Annotated in this window: 13 protein-coding genes; 8 read left to right on the top strand and 5 right to left on the bottom strand. The window is 42.0% G+C overall.

The genetic code is table 11. From position 1 onward, the window contains the following. Nucleotides 1-1004 precede the first annotated feature (1004 nt). Together GW828_RS17040 and GW828_RS17035 are read right to left on the bottom strand one after the other, a co-directional pair. Nucleotides 1005-1322, bottom strand: a complete 318-nt coding sequence (locus tag GW828_RS17040) for an Mpo1-like protein (RefSeq protein WP_182742991.1) — start codon at nt 1320-1322, stop codon at nt 1005-1007. A 69-nt stretch (nt 1323-1391) separates the two neighbouring features. Beyond that, the gene (locus GW828_RS17035; RefSeq protein ID WP_182742992.1) at nt 1392-2021 is read right to left on the bottom strand and encodes a GNAT family N-acetyltransferase; all 630 of its coding nucleotides are present in this window, start codon (nt 2019-2021) and stop codon (nt 1392-1394) included. A gap of 177 nt (nt 2022-2198) precedes the next feature. On the opposite strand from GW828_RS17035, the gene GW828_RS17030 reads away from it, so the two are divergent. After that, the gene (locus GW828_RS17030) at nt 2199-2435 is read left to right on the top strand and encodes a DUF2789 domain-containing protein (protein WP_124016968.1); all 237 of its coding nucleotides are present in this window, start codon (nt 2199-2201) and stop codon (nt 2433-2435) included. 35 nt (nt 2436-2470) lie between these two features. On the opposite strand, the gene GW828_RS17025 is transcribed toward GW828_RS17030, so the two are convergent. Beyond that, entirely contained in the window at nt 2471-2854 is a 384-nt protein-coding gene (locus GW828_RS17025; protein ID WP_124016967.1) for a DUF3192 domain-containing protein, read from the bottom strand. A 159-nt stretch (nt 2855-3013) separates the two neighbouring features. On the opposite strand from GW828_RS17025, the gene GW828_RS17020 reads away from it, so the two are divergent. The 3 genes from GW828_RS17020 to GW828_RS17010 are packed head-to-tail and all read left to right on the top strand — an operon-like array spanning nt 3014 to nt 6861. Next, nucleotides 3014-3379 carry a hypothetical protein gene (locus GW828_RS17020; RefSeq protein ID WP_273059391.1) on the top strand — a complete coding sequence of 122 codons (366 nt, stop codon included), beginning with the start codon at nt 3014-3016 and terminating at the stop codon, nt 3377-3379. Beyond that, nucleotides 3380-4153: a Zn-ribbon-containing protein gene (locus tag GW828_RS17015; protein ID WP_124016965.1), complete on the top strand. Its 774-nt coding sequence runs from the start codon at nt 3380-3382 to the stop codon at nt 4151-4153. 14 nt (nt 4154-4167) lie between these two features. Further along, a complete protein-coding gene (locus tag GW828_RS17010) occupies nt 4168-6861 on the top strand; it encodes a DEAD/DEAH box helicase (RefSeq protein WP_273059389.1) in 2694 nt (897 codons plus the stop codon). Between the two features lie 96 nt (nt 6862-6957). Here GW828_RS17010 and syd read toward each other — a convergent pair whose 3' ends face one another. Next, the gene (syd, locus tag GW828_RS17005; protein ID WP_182757198.1) at nt 6958-7608 is read right to left on the bottom strand and encodes a SecY-interacting protein; all 651 of its coding nucleotides are present in this window, start codon (nt 7606-7608) and stop codon (nt 6958-6960) included. A gap of 54 nt (nt 7609-7662) precedes the next feature. Between syd and queF the strand changes: the two genes are divergently transcribed. Together queF and GW828_RS16995 are read left to right on the top strand one after the other, a co-directional pair. Next, complete coding sequence (queF, locus tag GW828_RS17000) at nt 7663-8520, top strand: NADPH-dependent 7-cyano-7-deazaguanine reductase QueF (protein ID WP_124016962.1); 858 nt, start codon at nt 7663-7665, stop codon at nt 8518-8520. Between the two features lie 383 nt (nt 8521-8903). Continuing rightward, nucleotides 8904-10427 (top strand): S10 family peptidase, encoded by a 1524-nt coding sequence (locus tag GW828_RS16995; protein ID WP_182741566.1) that lies wholly within the window; start codon nt 8904-8906, stop codon nt 10425-10427. Here the strand turns inward: GW828_RS16995 and GW828_RS16990 are convergent. Beyond that, nucleotides 10424-11284, bottom strand: a complete 861-nt coding sequence (locus GW828_RS16990; protein WP_273059385.1) for a 4'-phosphopantetheinyl transferase family protein — start codon at nt 11282-11284, stop codon at nt 10424-10426. The genes GW828_RS16995 and GW828_RS16990 overlap by 4 nt on opposite strands. An 804-nt stretch (nt 11285-12088) precedes the next feature. Between GW828_RS16990 and GW828_RS16985 the strand changes: the two genes are divergently transcribed. Together GW828_RS16985 and GW828_RS16980 are read left to right on the top strand one after the other, a co-directional pair. Further along, nucleotides 12089-12970, top strand: a complete 882-nt coding sequence (locus GW828_RS16985) for a COG3415 family protein (RefSeq protein ID WP_182741565.1) — start codon at nt 12089-12091, stop codon at nt 12968-12970. Then, nucleotides 12954-17636 (top strand): type I polyketide synthase (locus GW828_RS16980; protein WP_273693542.1); only part of this gene is annotated, 4683 nt, incomplete at its 3' end. The genes GW828_RS16985 and GW828_RS16980, both read left to right, overlap by 17 nt.

Genomic DNA, 17636 nt, shown 5'->3' with positions numbered 1-17636 from the left:
CATTGAGTTTATTATTTAGACAAAAGGTCATTGAGATAATCATCAGCATTTTCAGAGTATCAATGACATGCTTGAACATGCCCTCGGGATAAATTGAGAGTATCAATATAGGCATTAGCAGATTCAGTTGATATTGGGTCATATTGGCGAACATTAGTGTCACAAAGATGACGAGATAATCGTTCAAATAAGTGTTCAATTACATCACAGGATTATAAAAACATCGCGAAAACTGAACGATATCGATAGGACTTATTATGAATATTGAGATTAGCGATTTAGATAGGCTAAAGCTAGTTAACCTAGCACATCATCAACCCAGTCCGACCATAGAATTCCGCAGCGACTCAAATATGAGTTTTAGATGCAAAAAGGCACAACCTTAAGTTATAAGGTTGTGCCCGTTAACACTTTTGTCAGCATCCTGCTGAATATTTGCTCCCTGCACACCATCCATGTAAACATGCTTCCTGCAGTCCTTTTCCCTGTTCTCATTTCCTTGTCTATTTGTGTAATACAAACAAACCCATGAGTGTCATTCCTTTGAACAGCCTATCCATTGACTGAGCGGTAAATCTATTCAATCCGTTGAATCTATCCATGCTGCATCCTGCAGCCCTATCCTTGTTATCCTTGTGTCAACAGCATGACTGTTTTCACTCATCCTTGATTCGGCTATCCATTTGCCGAGCTTATGCTCAATCCGTGAGCGTGTCCTAATAACATCCATGATATTCTTAAGCATTAATTGTCTTATTTCTCATCCTAAGAAAACCAACAAATAACTCGCTTTCGATAACTACATTCTAATCAAAACCAGCTCGATGAAAAGTCACTCAACATCATTGAAATAGATGCTTAACATACCGACACTCAAGAAAAACATGTAATACTATGATTTTTATATATTAAATATAATTAATAACGTTAAACGCTGACAACTTTAGATAAGATCCCTTACATGCTTGTAGGATATGGCTTACAAAAGCATGAGCAGGTTATTACTATCGGATTGATTTTCGCCACAGGCGCATTATCATCTGCCCAAACATGACCCAATCAGCCCACAAACTATAAAGCGGATAAGTGAATGTAGCAGGCCTATTTTTTTCAAATAGAAAATGCCCTAACCATGCAAAGCCATAACCCACAACGGGCAGCCACAATAATTGCCACCAATGCTGATTAATCAAGGTATTCACAATAATAACCAAAATAATGCTACTGCCAATATAATGCAGCCTTCGACAAATAGGGTTTTGATGTTGCGACAGATAAAATGGGTAAAATTCTGTAAATGAAGAATAACGTTTAGGTTCCACTATTCACTCCTTAATTGATATTCCGCAAATGATATGGCCCGATGAGTATTCAATTATTTTACGCTGGCGTTACACTTTACTGTAAAACAGAATTTCACCTTCTATATTACCGATGCTAACGTTAGCAATACTGCTAAACCCTTGTGTTACCAAAGCCCGATGATGTGATGGATTACTAACAAACACGCCTACTCCATCGAGATCAGGTTGTTCATCACACCAACTCAATACCGCTTGAATTAACTTAGCCCCATAACCTTTTTGCTGCTCATTTGGTGATATAGCAATAAATTGTAAAACACCACACTTTTGAGAAGGCAGATGTTCAAGAATGCAGGTTTCTTTTTGCATTAATCCTTGGGTCGATTTCCATCCGGTACCCAGCATCATTTTGAAACGCCAGTGCCAATATCGTCCCTCACCCAGAGGAATGAGATGAGAAATGACACACGCAATTCCGATTAAACGCTCACCATCAAATAAACCGATTAAAGCTTGTTCTTGTTGCCATAACTCATTTAACTCTTCACGGATGGCTGCCCGAAGCTTTTGCTCATATTGTTGTTCATCATCTTGAGCAAGCACGCCAATAAAATAGGGGTCATCATGATATGCGTTGTAGAGAATGGAAGCTGCGACTCTCAGGTCTTCTGCGGTCAAATACACTGCACGAATAGTTTCCAAGGTGTGATTGTCCATTTTTATTCCTTGTTATTGACTCTCTAAACTCAATCTAACTTAACAAGTTTGAAACATTCTACAAGTTTTGTTTACGCATTTAGCCTGTTCGCGGTTGTCATTGCCAGTTGTTTGCTATTTACCTCATCAACGCTGATACTGAATTTGTTTACCACACCATTACAAGGAATCCTTTAAATGGACACTACATCAAATGATCTTAGCCATTTATTTATGCAACTAGGTTTACCGCATGATCAAGTGGGTATCGATGACTTTGTTATGCAAAACAAGCTTGCTAAGCATACGTTAATAACCGATGCAGATTGCTGGAATCCAGGCCAAAAAGCATTTTTAAAAGAGGCATTACGAGAAGACGCCCAATGGTCAGAAGTGATTGACCAATTGGACGTAATGATGCGCGCTGAAATGTAATTAATTTTTGACCTTATAACAGCGCCATTATCTCATCAGATTTGTTTGTAGGCGGTGTTACCCCAACCGACTAAAACATCATCGCGAAACACAATGGGCGTGCATTCATCTTTGGTTGTTTTACCATCGCCTTGCGCCCATTGCGTTCGGTAAAACATGACCTTGATAGACTGTTCCCCTTGGTTTTCAGTCGGCTTAATATAAGCTTCGCTGAAATCGGCGGTGCCCATTAGAGTTATCACTTGATCACTCGTCATCCCCATAGACAGTTTGCTCAACAGTTCACGATTCTTATCTTGTTGAACTTGCCAATAGTCAGCACTTTTAGCCGATTCATGATCACCGACACTGATAACACAACCACTTAGCCCTACTGATGTGGCGATAATTAATCCTGCTGTGATAAGTTTTAATTTCATGTTGCATCCTTTTTGTTAAAATAAAATCCGCATTGTATTTACAGTTCCTTTAAGCCAGAATCGTGCCAAAAATTAAAACGCTGATTTATATATCTTTATTTTTATATTTAATAAGAATTAGTTAATCTCACACCACCGAATTAAGGAATTTAACCAACAATGAGTCCAATTGAGCAAGTACTTGCCGCGGCTAAATCGATTGCTAACAATGGAAATACTCCCTGTTTGGCACTGATTAAAAGCCGTTTAGGAAATAGCATTCCAATGCCTACCCTAATCCAAGGTTTACAACAGTTTAAGGCGTTGCCAAAATCCGAGTGGCAACACATACCAGAATTAGCCGATATTGCCGCTGTGGCTGACAAACCTGCAGATAATAACGTGGATCTTACCAATGTTATTCAGCAGGTCATGAGTCTGCAACAACACGTCACACTGCTCACTAAGCGAGTCGAACAGCTAGAAAATCAATTACAAGACAATGCCATTCAAAGCAATATCATTATTAATAAGGCAGACCAATAGATGTTTGTTACTGAACTGCGCTTTGAATGTTTTGCCGACACAACAATTGATACCGTAGAAAAAGCCATCAACGCTTTTCTTGAAGCCCTAAGGGCGAATGGACAAATTTTAGGCAGGGAGTTTGCCGTCGCTTTTAATGACGGTGAATTTAGAGTTCGCCTGTTGTTACCCGAAAAAACCAGCCTGGCAAATCGTTATCATAGCCCGTGGGTAAAGGTCACTTTAGCCGGATTAACCGCGGCCAAACTATTGGCTCCTAGAGAAAAGTTCATCGGCCAAGACATTAACTCTGAAGTTAGCAGCACAGAGACACCATCATGGCAGGTGTTGTATACCAGTTATGTTCATATGTGCTCACCGCTACGTAATGGCGATAATCTCTTGCCTATCCCCCTGTATCAATTACCTGCGACCTTCAATGGCGATCATAAACGCATTATAAAATGGCAAACAGAATGGCAAGCATGTGATGAGCTACAAATGGCGGCTGCCACTAAAGCTGAATTTGCCGCATTAGATGAAATCACTCGGGTAGACAGCGACCTATTTAGACGAGGTTGGGATTTACGTGGCAGAATAGAGTTTTTAACGCAAATACCAACTTACTATTATCTGTATCGTGTCGGTGGTGAGTCGTTAGAAAGCGAATTAAACCGAGCTTGCCCACGTTGTGGTTCACATCATTGGAAACTTGAACAGCCTTTGTTAGACATGTTTCACTTTCGCTGCGAGCCATGCCGCATAGTGTCTAATATATCTTGGGACCATCAGTAAATGGAATTACTTCATTGAGTTACAAACAAATTATTTCTTATTACCGAGATTGCTACAAGGAAGATAGTGCCTCCATTAATCTTTGGAACGTCAATAAACTTAAGCAAGAAGACCGTTTAATTCTTCAAGGTAAAGATGAACTAGGCACAGGTTTTTTACCTCGGCTACCTATCCCCGAAGAATTTGCCGCCCCAATGTTAAAACGGGTAGCAATGTATCAAAGAGAAAGAGTATTACTGTATGCACGGTTCTTGTTTGTCGGCAAAGTCACCATAAAAGGCGAGCTTAAAACGGTAGTATCGCCTTTGCTCTTTAGTGAAGCCACCATTGAGCAGGATAATGGTAATTGCTATTTTTCTACCCAAGCCGATGAAACTGAAATCAATGAAGCCTTACTGCAACAATTACTCCCAGAAGATAATGCGCTAGCAGAATCGCTTTTTTCTGAAGAGACTCGCTCCGCATCATTTTGGACCTCATATTTTAGTAATAATCATATTGAAATAAGCTCGCTTGAATTACTCCAATATCCGAAGCTTGCTCAATACAGTGACATCAAAAAAGCGCTGACAAAAAAGATCCCCAGCTTATTACCCATTTCCATGTTAATTTTTGTTGAAAGATCAAAAAGTAGCCGCGGCGTACTTCACGAATTAGACACTATCATCAATGCTAATCAGCTATCAGCCCCTATCGGTAAGCTCTTTAACCATACAATGGCAAAGTCGAACAAGGTTTCCAAACCTGCGAAGCTCAAGTACGACTTTTTGCCTGGACTATTATCAGGCCCACAAAAGAAAGTCATCGCTATCGCCGCTAACAACAGTCTAGGTTGTGTGTCTGGCCCACCCGGCACAGGTAAAAGCTATACTATCGCTGCCGTTGCAGCGGAACATATGGCTCGCGGAGAGTCGGTGTTAATTGTGGCCAATAATGAAGTAGCCCTTGATGTTATTGCAGACAAATTGGCGAGTAACTTTACCTTAGGCGATGTTTCAATTAAGGCCGGACAAAAAGCCTTTTTAAAGCAGCTAAAAGACTATACCGCTGATTTGTTAGCCGGTTACTTTGCAGATGACTTGGACAACAGCCCCAAAGCAAATGAACAAGAAATTAACCAGCTAAATCGATTGCTAGGTAAATTAGAACATCGTTTTATGGCTTTCAGCCAAAAAGCCATCAGCCGAGGCTTGCGGTTGCACCAACTTGAGTTACAACAATCGAAGTGGTTAAAGCGCGCTTATCTGTTTTTTATTCAAGGATCAATAAACCAATGGCACCATCAATGGCATGCATTAGATACCATTAACAAACGCACCATTGAACGTGAAACACTTGCTTCTGACTATCTCAATGCACTTAAAAAAAACAACTTAAAAACATTAGTCAGCCAACACCGAAAGTCTCTTCAAGCATTTAACCAAGCAATACGCAGTCGAACCTCCAGTAAACAACTCGCCCAGTTTGCGAAGATTGAATATGCCAAGTTATTTGCTGCATTTCCCATCTGGTTGGTGAGCTTAAATAGCCTGCACAAAGTATTACCGCTTAACAGTGAAATGTTTGACTTAGTGATTATTGATGAAGCCACGCAATGCAATATTAGCAGCTGTTTACCGGCCTTATATCGTGCAAAACGGGCACTAATTGTTGGCGATACCAAACAATTAAAACACTATTCATTTTTAGCCAGAGCTAAGCAGAATCAATTATTAAGTAAAAATAATGTGCCTGAAAACAACCAGAGCGCCATCAGTTATCGAGATAATTCTATCTTAGATTTAGCCCTAAAAACCTTAAACACCGATAAAGAGCTGGCCTTTCTAGATGAACATTTTAGAAGTAAACCTGAACTCATCCATTTTAGTAATCAGTCTTTTTATCATTCAAGATTAAAAGTCATGCAACACCGACCTTGTACTAGCTCAGGCCATTTGCACCTTCATCGACTAAAGGGGATCCGCGACACATCCGGCGTAAATCATCAAGAAGCACAATGCATCCTAGCTGATATTCAAGCTCAAATAACAACCGACAATAACACTGGCATAGCCCACAGTATCGGAGTCATCTCACCTTTCAGCGCTCAAGCAGAACAGATTGCCGCACTGATTGAAAAGCATATTCCTCAAGCCGATATCATTAAACACAATATTCGCGCTGCTACGCCGTTTGGTTTTCAAGGTGAAGAACGAGATATTATGTTGATTTCGTTTGCAATTGATAATAACAGTAAACATGCAGCAGCCTACCTAAACAAGGCCGATGTATTTAATGTCACCATTACCAGAGCACGTCAAAAACAGTCGTTATACCTGTCAATTGATGACTCACAATTGCCAGAAAATAATCTACTGCGGTGCTATATAGCATCAATGACCACTTTTCATGCCGAGCATAGCGTCACCTCAGAAATAGACGCATTTCAACAACAAATCATTGCAGCATTACAAGAGCAACAAATAGAAACATGGCCGGGTTATGCCATTGTTGGCACAGAAATAGATATTTTATGCCGTTATGCTAACAAGTACCTTGCCATCGATCTTATTGGCTTTCCTGGACCATGGGCTAATTTTTTCGAACTGACAACCTACAGGTTATTTGAAAGAGCAGGAGTTGAAATATTGCCATTAAGCTATGGTCTGTGGGTTGTCGATAAGCAAGCATGTATTGATAAAATAAAGTCTACGCTGTTATTACCATGATAAGAAAAGCTAAGCGGGGATGATTTATAAGATTAAACCACTGTGGATGCATTAAGTATTGAAACACTCAAAAGAGCATTTCAATACTGCTGATGGTTATTTTTTACGTAAAAAATGTCGTCCCATGGTTTTGATCCGCAGCCAGATCCCAGGATGCTCAGCAACAATCTCAGCTTCTTCTATGGGTTTAACTGGTGGGGTTATTAACGGAGAGAGTTGCTGCAGAAATTCTGTTAATGATGGTGCAATCTGAGTAGTTTGTTTTTCGCCTGGTATTTCTATCCATACGCTGCCATCATCATTGTTTACAGTTAGCATTTCGTCACCATCACCTAACACGCCGATAAACCAAGTTGCTGGTTGTTTAAGCTTTTGCTTCATGATCAAATGACCAATTACATTTTGTTGCAAATTTTCAAAGTCAGCTTGATTCCACGCTTGGATTAATTCACCTTCGCCAAACGATGCAGTAAACGCCAATGGCGCTGAAAAATATTGCCCATAAAATGCATGAATATCTTGGTGTAACTGAATATTTAATGCATGCTCTACATTACTAAAGTCGCCTGTATCATCCCGTTTAACAGGTTGCCAGAATACGATTTTATCGTTATTCGCATCAAATGCACCTTGAATACATACCGAATCCTCGCCCAAAGGATAATAGCGCGGAAATTCAGATAGGGTATCTTGATAAGAATTAAGATATTTTTTAATGAAGCAATCTAATGCAGATGAACAAGACACTTAAGCCACTCGTAGTTTATAATAAAACCATATTTTGACACGGAAACCGATTAGATGACACACAATCACGACCCTTATAGTGACGCTGCAGCATTAAAAGGCCTAACATTAGGCCGTGCAACTGCTTATCAAGCTGAGTATGACGCGTCACTGCTGCAAGGGGTTCCTCGTAAACTTAACCGAGATGCTATTGAATTAAGCGGTGAACTGCCTTTTCATGGTACCGATATTTGGACAGGGTATGAATTGTCTTGGCTTAATGCCAAAGGCAAGCCTATTGTTGCTATTTTGGAAGTTCAGTTAGATATCAACAGTGTCAATTTGATTGAATCTAAGTCTTTTAAACTGTACTTGAATAGTTTTAACCAAACTAAATTTGACAGTGTAGAAGCCGTACAAGAAACCTTAAGCCGTGACCTAAGCACTTGCGCCCAAGGTGAGCTAAGCGTAAAAGTCATTGAGCCTAAGTTTTTTAATCTTGAACGTATCATTGATTTACCGGGTAGCTGTATTGATGAGCTAGACATTGAAGTTAATGAGTACGCCTTTAACCCAGATCATTTATTAGACAGCACAGATGCAGATAAGAATGTCGCTGAGACACTAAATTCTAATCTATTAAAATCTAATTGTTTAATCACCTCACAGCCTGATTGGGGCAGCGTGATGATCCGTTATCAAGGCCCTAAAATTGACCGTGAAAAACTGCTGCGCTACTTAATTTCTTTCCGTCAGCATAATGAATTTCATGAACAATGCGTTGAACGTATCTTTGTCGACTTAAAGAAATATTGCCAATGCACTAAGCTAACCGTATATGCACGCTATACCCGCCGTGGCGGCTTAGACATCAATCCTTATCGCAGTGATTTTGAAAATCCACCAGAGTCGAACCGTCTAGCAAGACAGTAATTGCTTTTGAACTGACTGCAAAAAAGCCTTTATCTTTGATAAAGGCTTTTTTAATTAATCTACCGATCTTTTTAAGCCATACGATCATTCTTCGCCATTCTCAGTGAGGTATTAATACTTGCACTAGGTTCTTTTTAATAACACTTTTCGAGCAGTACTCAATGTCATTAAGCCTAGGTTTAAATGAATATAAGGCCTAAATCGATCGGTATATCATGAGCATAATACCTTCTACACACATTGATAATACACATCACAAACATCACTTAATATGGCACAAACTTTTACAATATAGCCTTGTTGTTCGCAACACATTTGAACAATCGCTATGCTAATCTGCAGTCTACTCGACCACAAATGACTAACATAACCAGAGAGTTCTTATGCTCAAATCACTTTTACATACAGGTTTAATCGTGCTTTTTTTACAAAGCGCCTGCATCTCATCAAACGCTTTTGCTAACGATATCAGACAAATACCCATTGATGAAAAAGTAGTGACCGAGCATAAAGCGAAGATCAATGGTAAAACCATCCCCTATAAAGCCACGACAGGAACTCAACCCGTATGGGATGAAGAAGGTCATCCGACCGCGACCTTGTTTTACACTTATTACCAACGTACTGACGTTAAAGACGACACTAAAAGACCGTTAATTATTTCATTTAATGGTGGCCCAGGATCTGCCTCGGTGTGGATGCACATTGCCTATACTGGACCTAGAGTATTAAATGTGGATGACGAAGGTTACCCACTACAACCTTATGGCGTCAAAAATAACGACAGCTCAATACTGGATATTGCCGATATCGTTTACGTTAATCCTGTTAACACCGGTTACTCAAGAGTATTGCCAAATGATGAAGGCAAAATGCCTTCAAAAGATGAGCAACAAAAAATGTTTTTTGGAGTAAAAGCCGATATAAAATACTTAGCAGAATGGGTCACCACATTTGTGTCTAGAAATGAACGCTGGCGCTCACCTAAGTATTTAATTGGTGAAAGTTATGGTACTGCAAGGGTTTCCGGTTTAGCCCTTGAACTGCAGAACAATCAATGGATGTATCCTAATGGGGTTATCTTAGTCTCACCCACAGATCTTGGTATTGAGCGAAATGGCCCTGTAAAGGCAGCTAATCGCTTACCCTATTTTGCCGCTGCAGCTTGGTACCACAAAGCACTTGATACTGATTTACAGCAACAAGATTTAACACCGATTTTAGCTGAGGTAGAGCAATTTACCTTAAATCAATATCTACCAGCACTCGCCAAAGGCAGTTTTATTGATCCAGATGAAAAGCTGCGGATTGCCCAACAAGTTGCTCATTATTCAGGGCTTAGCCTAACGGATGTACTGCAAAGTAATTTAGATATCGACACTGATTACTTTTGGAAATCCTTATTGCGTGACCGCAAGCAAACCATAGGCCGTTTAGATTCACGTTATACCGGTATCGATGAAAAAGTCGTTGGCGCAAGTCCTGACTATAATGCAGAGCTTACCTCTTGGCTTCATAGTTTTACTCCAGCAATTAATGATTACCTGCGTACCGAACTGAACTATAAAACTGATATAAAATACAATATGTTCGGACCAGTTCATCCGTGGGATAGAAGCGGTAATAAAACCGGTGAAAATTTACGCTTGGCAATGGCGCAAAACCCATACCTCAATGTGATGATCCAATCCGGTTATTATGATGGTGCAACTAATTATTTTGATGCTAAATACACCATGTGGCAGCTTGACCGCAGTGGCTTAATGAAAGACAGGTTATCATTTAAAGGCTATCGCAGTGGCCACATGATGTATCTTCGTCACGATGACTTAAAGCAATCAAATCAAGATTTACGCCAATTTATTAACTCCACATTACCAACAGAACAACAAGCGGCAAAATACTAGTCGTGTGAAGAAGGTATTAATTGCGCCAACGAAATTATCGACATCGTTGGCGCTTTTATGTGCAGCAAAGACTGAGATTGCATATCACCAATACACACGCTGAAGCGGTAATATGGGCTCAATCGGCCAAAGTAAAACTGCCATTGCGGCTCGTGATAATCGAGCGCTGAAAAATGGATATAATCACTGGCTGCGATAGTAGGATATTGATCATTAACAGCTTCAAACACGCTATTAGCAGCAAATGTAAACCCAAAAGAGGTTAACGACTGCGCCAGCCCTTTGCCTGTTGCTTTAATAAAGGCCTCTTTCAACGCCCATAAATCAAAAAAACGTTGGCGTTGTAACTCAAGCGGCAATGCCATCAAATCTTCTATTTCAACAGCAGAAAAGTAGTGATTCAAAATAGCTTCTATTTTGGTACTACTGCGTTCACGCTCAATATCAACACCAAATGACAAGGCTGTTTCAGCGGCATATGCTTGCTTATTACTGACAATGCCGATCATTAGCCAATCGCCGCTATGGCTCAAATTAAAATGCAGCCCAGTTTGAACCAATAAGTCTTCGCTAAGCGCCGGTTTACCCTTAGCACCATAGCTAAAACGCCACTCAAAAGGTTTTAGATCACTATGAAGTGACATAATAGCCCGAAGCGCTAAACGCACTTGTAAACCAGTATTGCGCGCCGATTCACTTCTGTAACGACTAACCTTAGCAACCTCGTCATCGGTTAACCAATTTAAGGCTAAACCAGCCTCGTAATCTGCAGCACAAAGCGCACCATCCAGTGGCACAAAATAAATATGTGGCTGAAAAAGCGGCTGAGATGAGTTTATAGGAGATGAAACAGACATTAAAACAAACAAGGCTCTATTAAAGGTTAATACCGTTAAATTACCTCAATAAGCTCGATTCAGCGAGGAATTTGTCAAACTCCTTGTATCACGGCGGTTACAAGTCAGCATAGTTAACCTGATAATCGTTATGTTAACTTTTACTGTTGATGATTAGTGCTAATTCATCAACAATCATCACCATAACCACACCATCGAAAGCTTGAACATTTATGCGCATAGTCAGCCTAGTCATTATATTACTGTTATCGTTATTCAGCTCAAACGCTGCATTTGCCCAATGGCACCATCAGCAAAGTGGCGATTAAATCAAGCGAACTCAATAACCCCAAGTTAGAGCGTCAATTAACCTTAGTGTTGCGTTCAATTAACTTCCCTGCCGAAAGTATCGCTGTAATGACCACCATCTGAGCCATTGATTTCTTTCCAAGTTAATTGGCTTTAAAAACCGATAAAATTGTTCCAAAGCCGGTAATGGGACTGCTCGTTAGCGGCTTTTTACTCAAATAATATACCGTTTAATTGACGGCTAAATAATTGCCAAAATAACGCGGTTTCAGGGCAATTACAGCGACGATGTAAGCATTGAAACATAGCCTTAATAATCGTTTTTACCGCTCAGATCTTGTTTTTAGTCTCGGGTGATTGTATCGGAGTGAAACCTCAGGTAATCTGCTTTGTGCTAAAAAAAGCATAAATGGATATTTGGACTCATTTTTTAGCTTATTTAAGTATGAATTAAGTAAGTATGGGTAAGTTTAAATGCGCTAAAGTCCCAATAGATTATTTGGAATACCGGTCTAGATGACAAAAAAGATAACCACACATTTAGCACCTGAACTATTGAAGAGTAAGCCTCGTCCAAAATCGGTTTATCACCGTAATGCGACTACGACGCCGGAAATGCGTCAATTTATTCAGCAATCCGATTATAGTGTCAGTCAATTATCCAAAATCCTCAATATTAGCGAAGCCACCGTTCGTAAGTGGCGTAAACGTGAATCCATCGATAACACGCCAAATACCCCGCACAAACTCAACACAACACTCTCTCCGATGGAAGAGTACGTGATGCTGGGCTTGCGTTATCAATTAAAAATGCCTTTAGACAGGTTATTAAAAGTTACCCAAGAATTTATCAACCCTAATGTATCCCGGTCTGGCCTAGCTCGCTGTTTAAAGCGCTTTGGAGTATCAAAACTCGACGAGTTTGATACTCCTTTTGTGCCAGAAAAATTTTTCAATCAGCTGCCTATCACTCAGGGAGCCGATATTCAAACCTATACCGTTAACCCGCAAACCTTAGCCGACACTTTAGCCCTGCCAAGTCCAGATCCGGACAACGTCGTGCAAGTGGTGTCGTTAAGTATTCCGCCTCAATTAACAAAGCAGCAAGCCTATTCTGTTTTGCTTGGCGTTGATTTTAAGTCTGACTGGGTTTACCTCGATATTTATCAAGACAGCCATACCCAAGCGAGTAATCGCTATATAACCCATGTCTTAAAGCACGGGCCATTTCATTTACGTAAGTTATTGGTTCGCAACTATCACACTTTTCTTGCTCGTTTTCCTGGAGCAAGTCAACCAGCCGCAGTATCTACTAGCACCATTGATGCAGCTGGATCCCAACACCAGATAACTGAACCTCAGTTATCAAACGGAGACTCATATGAGCCAATCCAGTAATAAAGATAAGCGTTTAAACAAACGCTTAAAAGATATGCCAGTCGCTATTGTCGGCATGGCGAGTATTTTTGCTAACTCACGTTACCTAAACAAGTTTTGGGATTTAATCAGCGAAAAAATTGATGCCATTATCGACGTTCCAGAAACCCATTGGAACGCTGAAGATTACTACAATGCCGATAAATCAATGGCCGATAAAACCTACTGTAAACGCGGTGGTTTTTTACCCGAAGTCGATTTCAATCCAATGGAATTTGGCTTGCCACCGAATATCCTCGAACTGACAGACACCTCACAACTCTTATCTTTAGTGGTCGCCAAAGAAGTGCTGGCCGATGCAGGTATTGATGCGCAGTACGATACCGATCGCATCGGTATTACATTAGGCGTCGGCGGTGGTCAAAAAATCAATCACAGTCTCAGCGGTCGTTTACAGTACCCTATACTCAAAAAAGTATTTAAAAATAGTGGTCTAAGCGACGCAGACACTGAGATGTTGATCAAAAAGTTTCAAGATCAATATATCCACTGGGAAGAAAACTCATTTCCAGGCTCACTTGGTAACGTGATTGCTGGGCGTATTGCTAATCGCTTTGATTTAGGCGGCATGAATTGCGTGGTTGACGCAGCATGTGCAGGTTCTTTAGCGGCGATGCGCATGGCGATAACCGAATTAGTTGAAGGCCGCAGTGACATGATGATCACCGGTGGTGTGTGTACCGATAACTCGCCATCTATGTACATGAGCTTTTCAAAAACACCGGCATTTACCACTAATGACACCATTCAACCTTTCGATATCGATTCTAAAGGCATGATGATAGGTGAAGGCATTGGCATGATGGCGCTTAAACGTCTTGACGATGCTGAGCGCGATGGTGACCGAATTTATGCTGTTATTAAAGGGATTGGCTCATCATCTGATGGTAAGTTTAAAAGTATTTATGCCCCGCGCCCAGAAGGCCAAGCTAAAGCATTAAGACGCGCTTATGATGATGCGGGTTTTGCACCGCACACGGTTGGCTTAATTGAAGCCCATGGAACAGGCACTGCCGCTGGCGATGTGGCAGAGTTCAATGGTTTAAAATCGGTGTTTACCGAAGATAATGATACCCAACAGCACATTGCTCTTGGGTCAGTAAAATCACAAGTCGGCCACACTAAATCGACCGCTGGAACCGCTGGGGTCATTAAAGTTGCTTTGGCTTTGCATCATAAAGTGTTGCCACCGACCATTAACGTCAGTAAGCCCAATCCTAAATTAAACATTCAGGACTCGCCGTTTTATTTAAACACCGAAACCCGTCCATGGTTACCTCGTACAGACAATACGCCGCGCCGCGCGGGTATTAGTGCCTTTGGTTTTGGTGGCACCAACTTCCACATTGTGTTGGAAGAATACCGCCAAGAACATGTTCGAGGCGATAAATATCGTCAACGTTCCGTGCCGCAAAGTCTATTAATCCATGCTGAAAATAAAGCTGCATTACAGGCTCAATTAACTGCCCTGCAAACTGAAATTAGTGCTGTTAATACCACACAGCAAAATCGTCAAGAAATTGTGTTGGCTGATTTTGGTAAACGTTTTGCCTTAACGACCATACCCCCTAAAGCCGCGCGCATAGGCTTAGTGGTGGCATCATTAGCAGACTTAACCATTCAGCTGACTCAAGCGCTGGCGCAATTGAGTTCGAATACTGCCGACAGCTGGCAATTGCCTTCTGGCACCAGTTATCGCTCAGCAGCATTAATTCATCCTGAATCGGCAAGCCATAAAGTGGCGGCATTATTTGCCGGACAAGGGGCGCAGTATCTGAACATGGGCGTCGATTTAGCCTGTTTGTATCCAGAAATGCGTCAACAATTGATGCAAGCAGATAAGGTATTTGCGCAACATAAACAAATGCCACTATCGCAAATAATGTACCCTACCCCGGCTTTTGAAGCCGAAGATATTGCCGCACAACACGCAGCATTAACCAATACTGCCAATGCCCAAAGTGCTATTGGTGCAGTGAGCATGGGCCAATATGCATTATTGACTCAAGCAGGTTTTAAAGCCGATATGGTGGCCGGTCATAGTTTTGGTGAACTGTCAGCATTATGTGCTGCGGGGGTCATTAGCCAAGCTGATTATTATCAATTGGCCTTTGCTCGTGGCCAAGCAATGGCGGCAACGCCTAAAGATCAAGATGCTGGCGTGATGTACGCCATTATTGTCCCCGCTCAAGCTGCTGACCAAGGTGTTGAAAAGCTTGAACAGTGCATTAGTGCTTTTGAGGGCGTCAAAGTGGCTAATTACAATGCACCAACCCAACTGGTTATTGCAGGTCCAACAGCATCATGTACCTTAGCGGCACAAGCAATCACCGCTGAACTTGGTTTTAAAGCAATCGCCCTGCCGGTTTCTGGCGCATTCCACACGCCATTAGTGGCCCATGCGCAACAACCCTTTGCTGCGGCCATCGATAAGGTTAAATTTGCTAAGCCAAAACTAAGCCTTTATGCCAATGGCACAGGTAAAGCACATCCAAATGATCCTAAAGCAATCAAGGCAGCATTTACTGATCATATGCTGCAGTCAGTTCGTTTTAGCGAGCAATTAACCGCTATGTACGACGCTGGCGCACGAGTATTTGTTGAGTTTGGTCCTAAAAACATCCTCCATAAATTGGTTGAGGCGACCTTAGGCAACAAAGCCGAATCAGTCAGCATAGTGAGCTTGAACCCAAATCCTAAAGGCAATAGCGACACTCAACTGCGTCAAGCAGCGTGTCAGCTTGCGGTATTAGGGCTGGCATTAACCGAGGTTGATCCTTATCAAGCGCCCATCGCTGAACTTGCAAAAGTGTCACCGATGAACGTCAAGTTAACTGCGAGTAATTATATTAGCGCCACCACCCAAGCCAAAATGAACAAGTCGCTGCAAACTGGCACAGTTACCAGCAAAACAGTAGAAGTACCGGTCGAGAAAATTGTGGAAAAAATTGTGGAAAAAGAAGTGATTAAAACTGAATACATTGAAGTGCCTGCAACATCAGCACAAGCGCCAGCCTCTGAGGTTGCCGCACCTTTGGCGGCAACGACGGCTGCAGCGGCTAAACCAGTTAGCGCAAATGTGCCTGCGTCGGCCGATAGTATCGGTGCATTTTTTGCTGCGCAGCAACAAACGGCGCAATTACATCAGCAATTTCTAGCCATACCACAGCAATATGGTGACACGTTTGCTCATTTGATGACAGCGCAAGCACAAATGGCATCATCGGGATTAGCCATTCCTGAAAGCTTGCAACGTTCTATGGAGCTGTTCCACCAGCATCAAGCACAAACATTGCAAAGTCACAGTCAATTTTTAACCCTGCAAGCGCAAGCAAGTCAAGCTGCATTAGCCATGTTACAAGGGCAAACACCAATGCCAGCAGCGACGTCAGCACCAGTAGCTGCTGCATCGATGCCGCCTGCATTTGTGCCCCAAAGCCAAGTTGCTCAGGCCACAACGACGCCTTCGACTGTGGTAGCTCCTGTTGCTGCTGCTCAAGTTCAACCAGCTCAAGCGGTTCAATCTCAACAGACTGCCAGTAAACCAGTCCAGGCTCCTGTAGCTCAGCAAGTGAGTTCGCTTGCAGTTTCAGCCCCAACAGCAGGACTATCGCAGCAACAAGTGTTAGACACTATGCTCAATGTGGTCGCAGATAAAACCGGTTACCCAACTGAAATGCTTGAACTTGGCATGGACATGGAAGCCGATTTAGGTATCGACTCTATCAAACGCGTCGAAATTTTAGGCACAGTACAAGATGAGCTACCAGGTTTACCTGAACTAAGCCCAGAAGATTTAGCCGAATGTCGCACCTTAGGTGAAATCGTTAGCTACATGCAAACTAAACTGCCTGCGGCAAACACAACTACTGTAGCGTCAACAGGATCAACATCGGTAGTTACTGCAGCACCAGCATCAACGAGCTTAACCGCTGAAAAGGTTCAGCGCACCATGTTAGCTGTGGTTGCCGATAAAACCGGTTACCCAACTGAAATGCTTGAACTTGGCATGGACATGGAAGCCGATTTAGGTATCGACTCTATCAAACGCGTCGAAATTTTAGGTACAGTACAAGATGAACTGCCAGGCTTACCTGAACTGAGCCCAGAAGATTTAGCCGAATGTCGCACCTTAGGTGAAATCGTTAGCTACATGCAAACCAAATTGCCTGCTGCCAATGCAGTTAGTGTAGCGTCCTCTGCACCAGTCGCTGCAAACACTGCAACTGCATCAACTGGCTTAACAGCTGAAAACGTCCAACGCACCATGCTCGCTGTGGTTGCCGATAAAACCGGTTACCCTACTGAAATGCTCGAACTTGGCATGGACATGGAAGCCGATTTAGGTATCGACTCTATCAAACGCGTTGAAATTCTCGGTACAGTGCAAGATGAGCTGCCAGGTTTACCTGAACTCAGTCCAGAAGATTTAGCCGAGTGTCGCACTTTGGGCGAAATCGTCAGCTACATGCAAACCAAATTGCCTGCGGCCATTACAGTGGCACCAGTAGCAACCGTCTCTTCATCTACAGCACCAACAACGGGCTTGAGTGCTGATACAGTATTAAGCACCATGATGTCAGTTGTCGCCGACAAAACCGGTTACCCAGCTGAAATGCTTGAACTG

Source organism: Shewanella vesiculosa (genome assembly GCF_009994065.1).
GTDB classification, from domain to species: domain Bacteria; phylum Pseudomonadota; class Gammaproteobacteria; order Enterobacterales; family Shewanellaceae; genus Shewanella; species Shewanella vesiculosa.
Note: the sequence above shows the minus strand (reverse complement) of the source record. Positions and strands in the feature narration are given on the sequence as shown.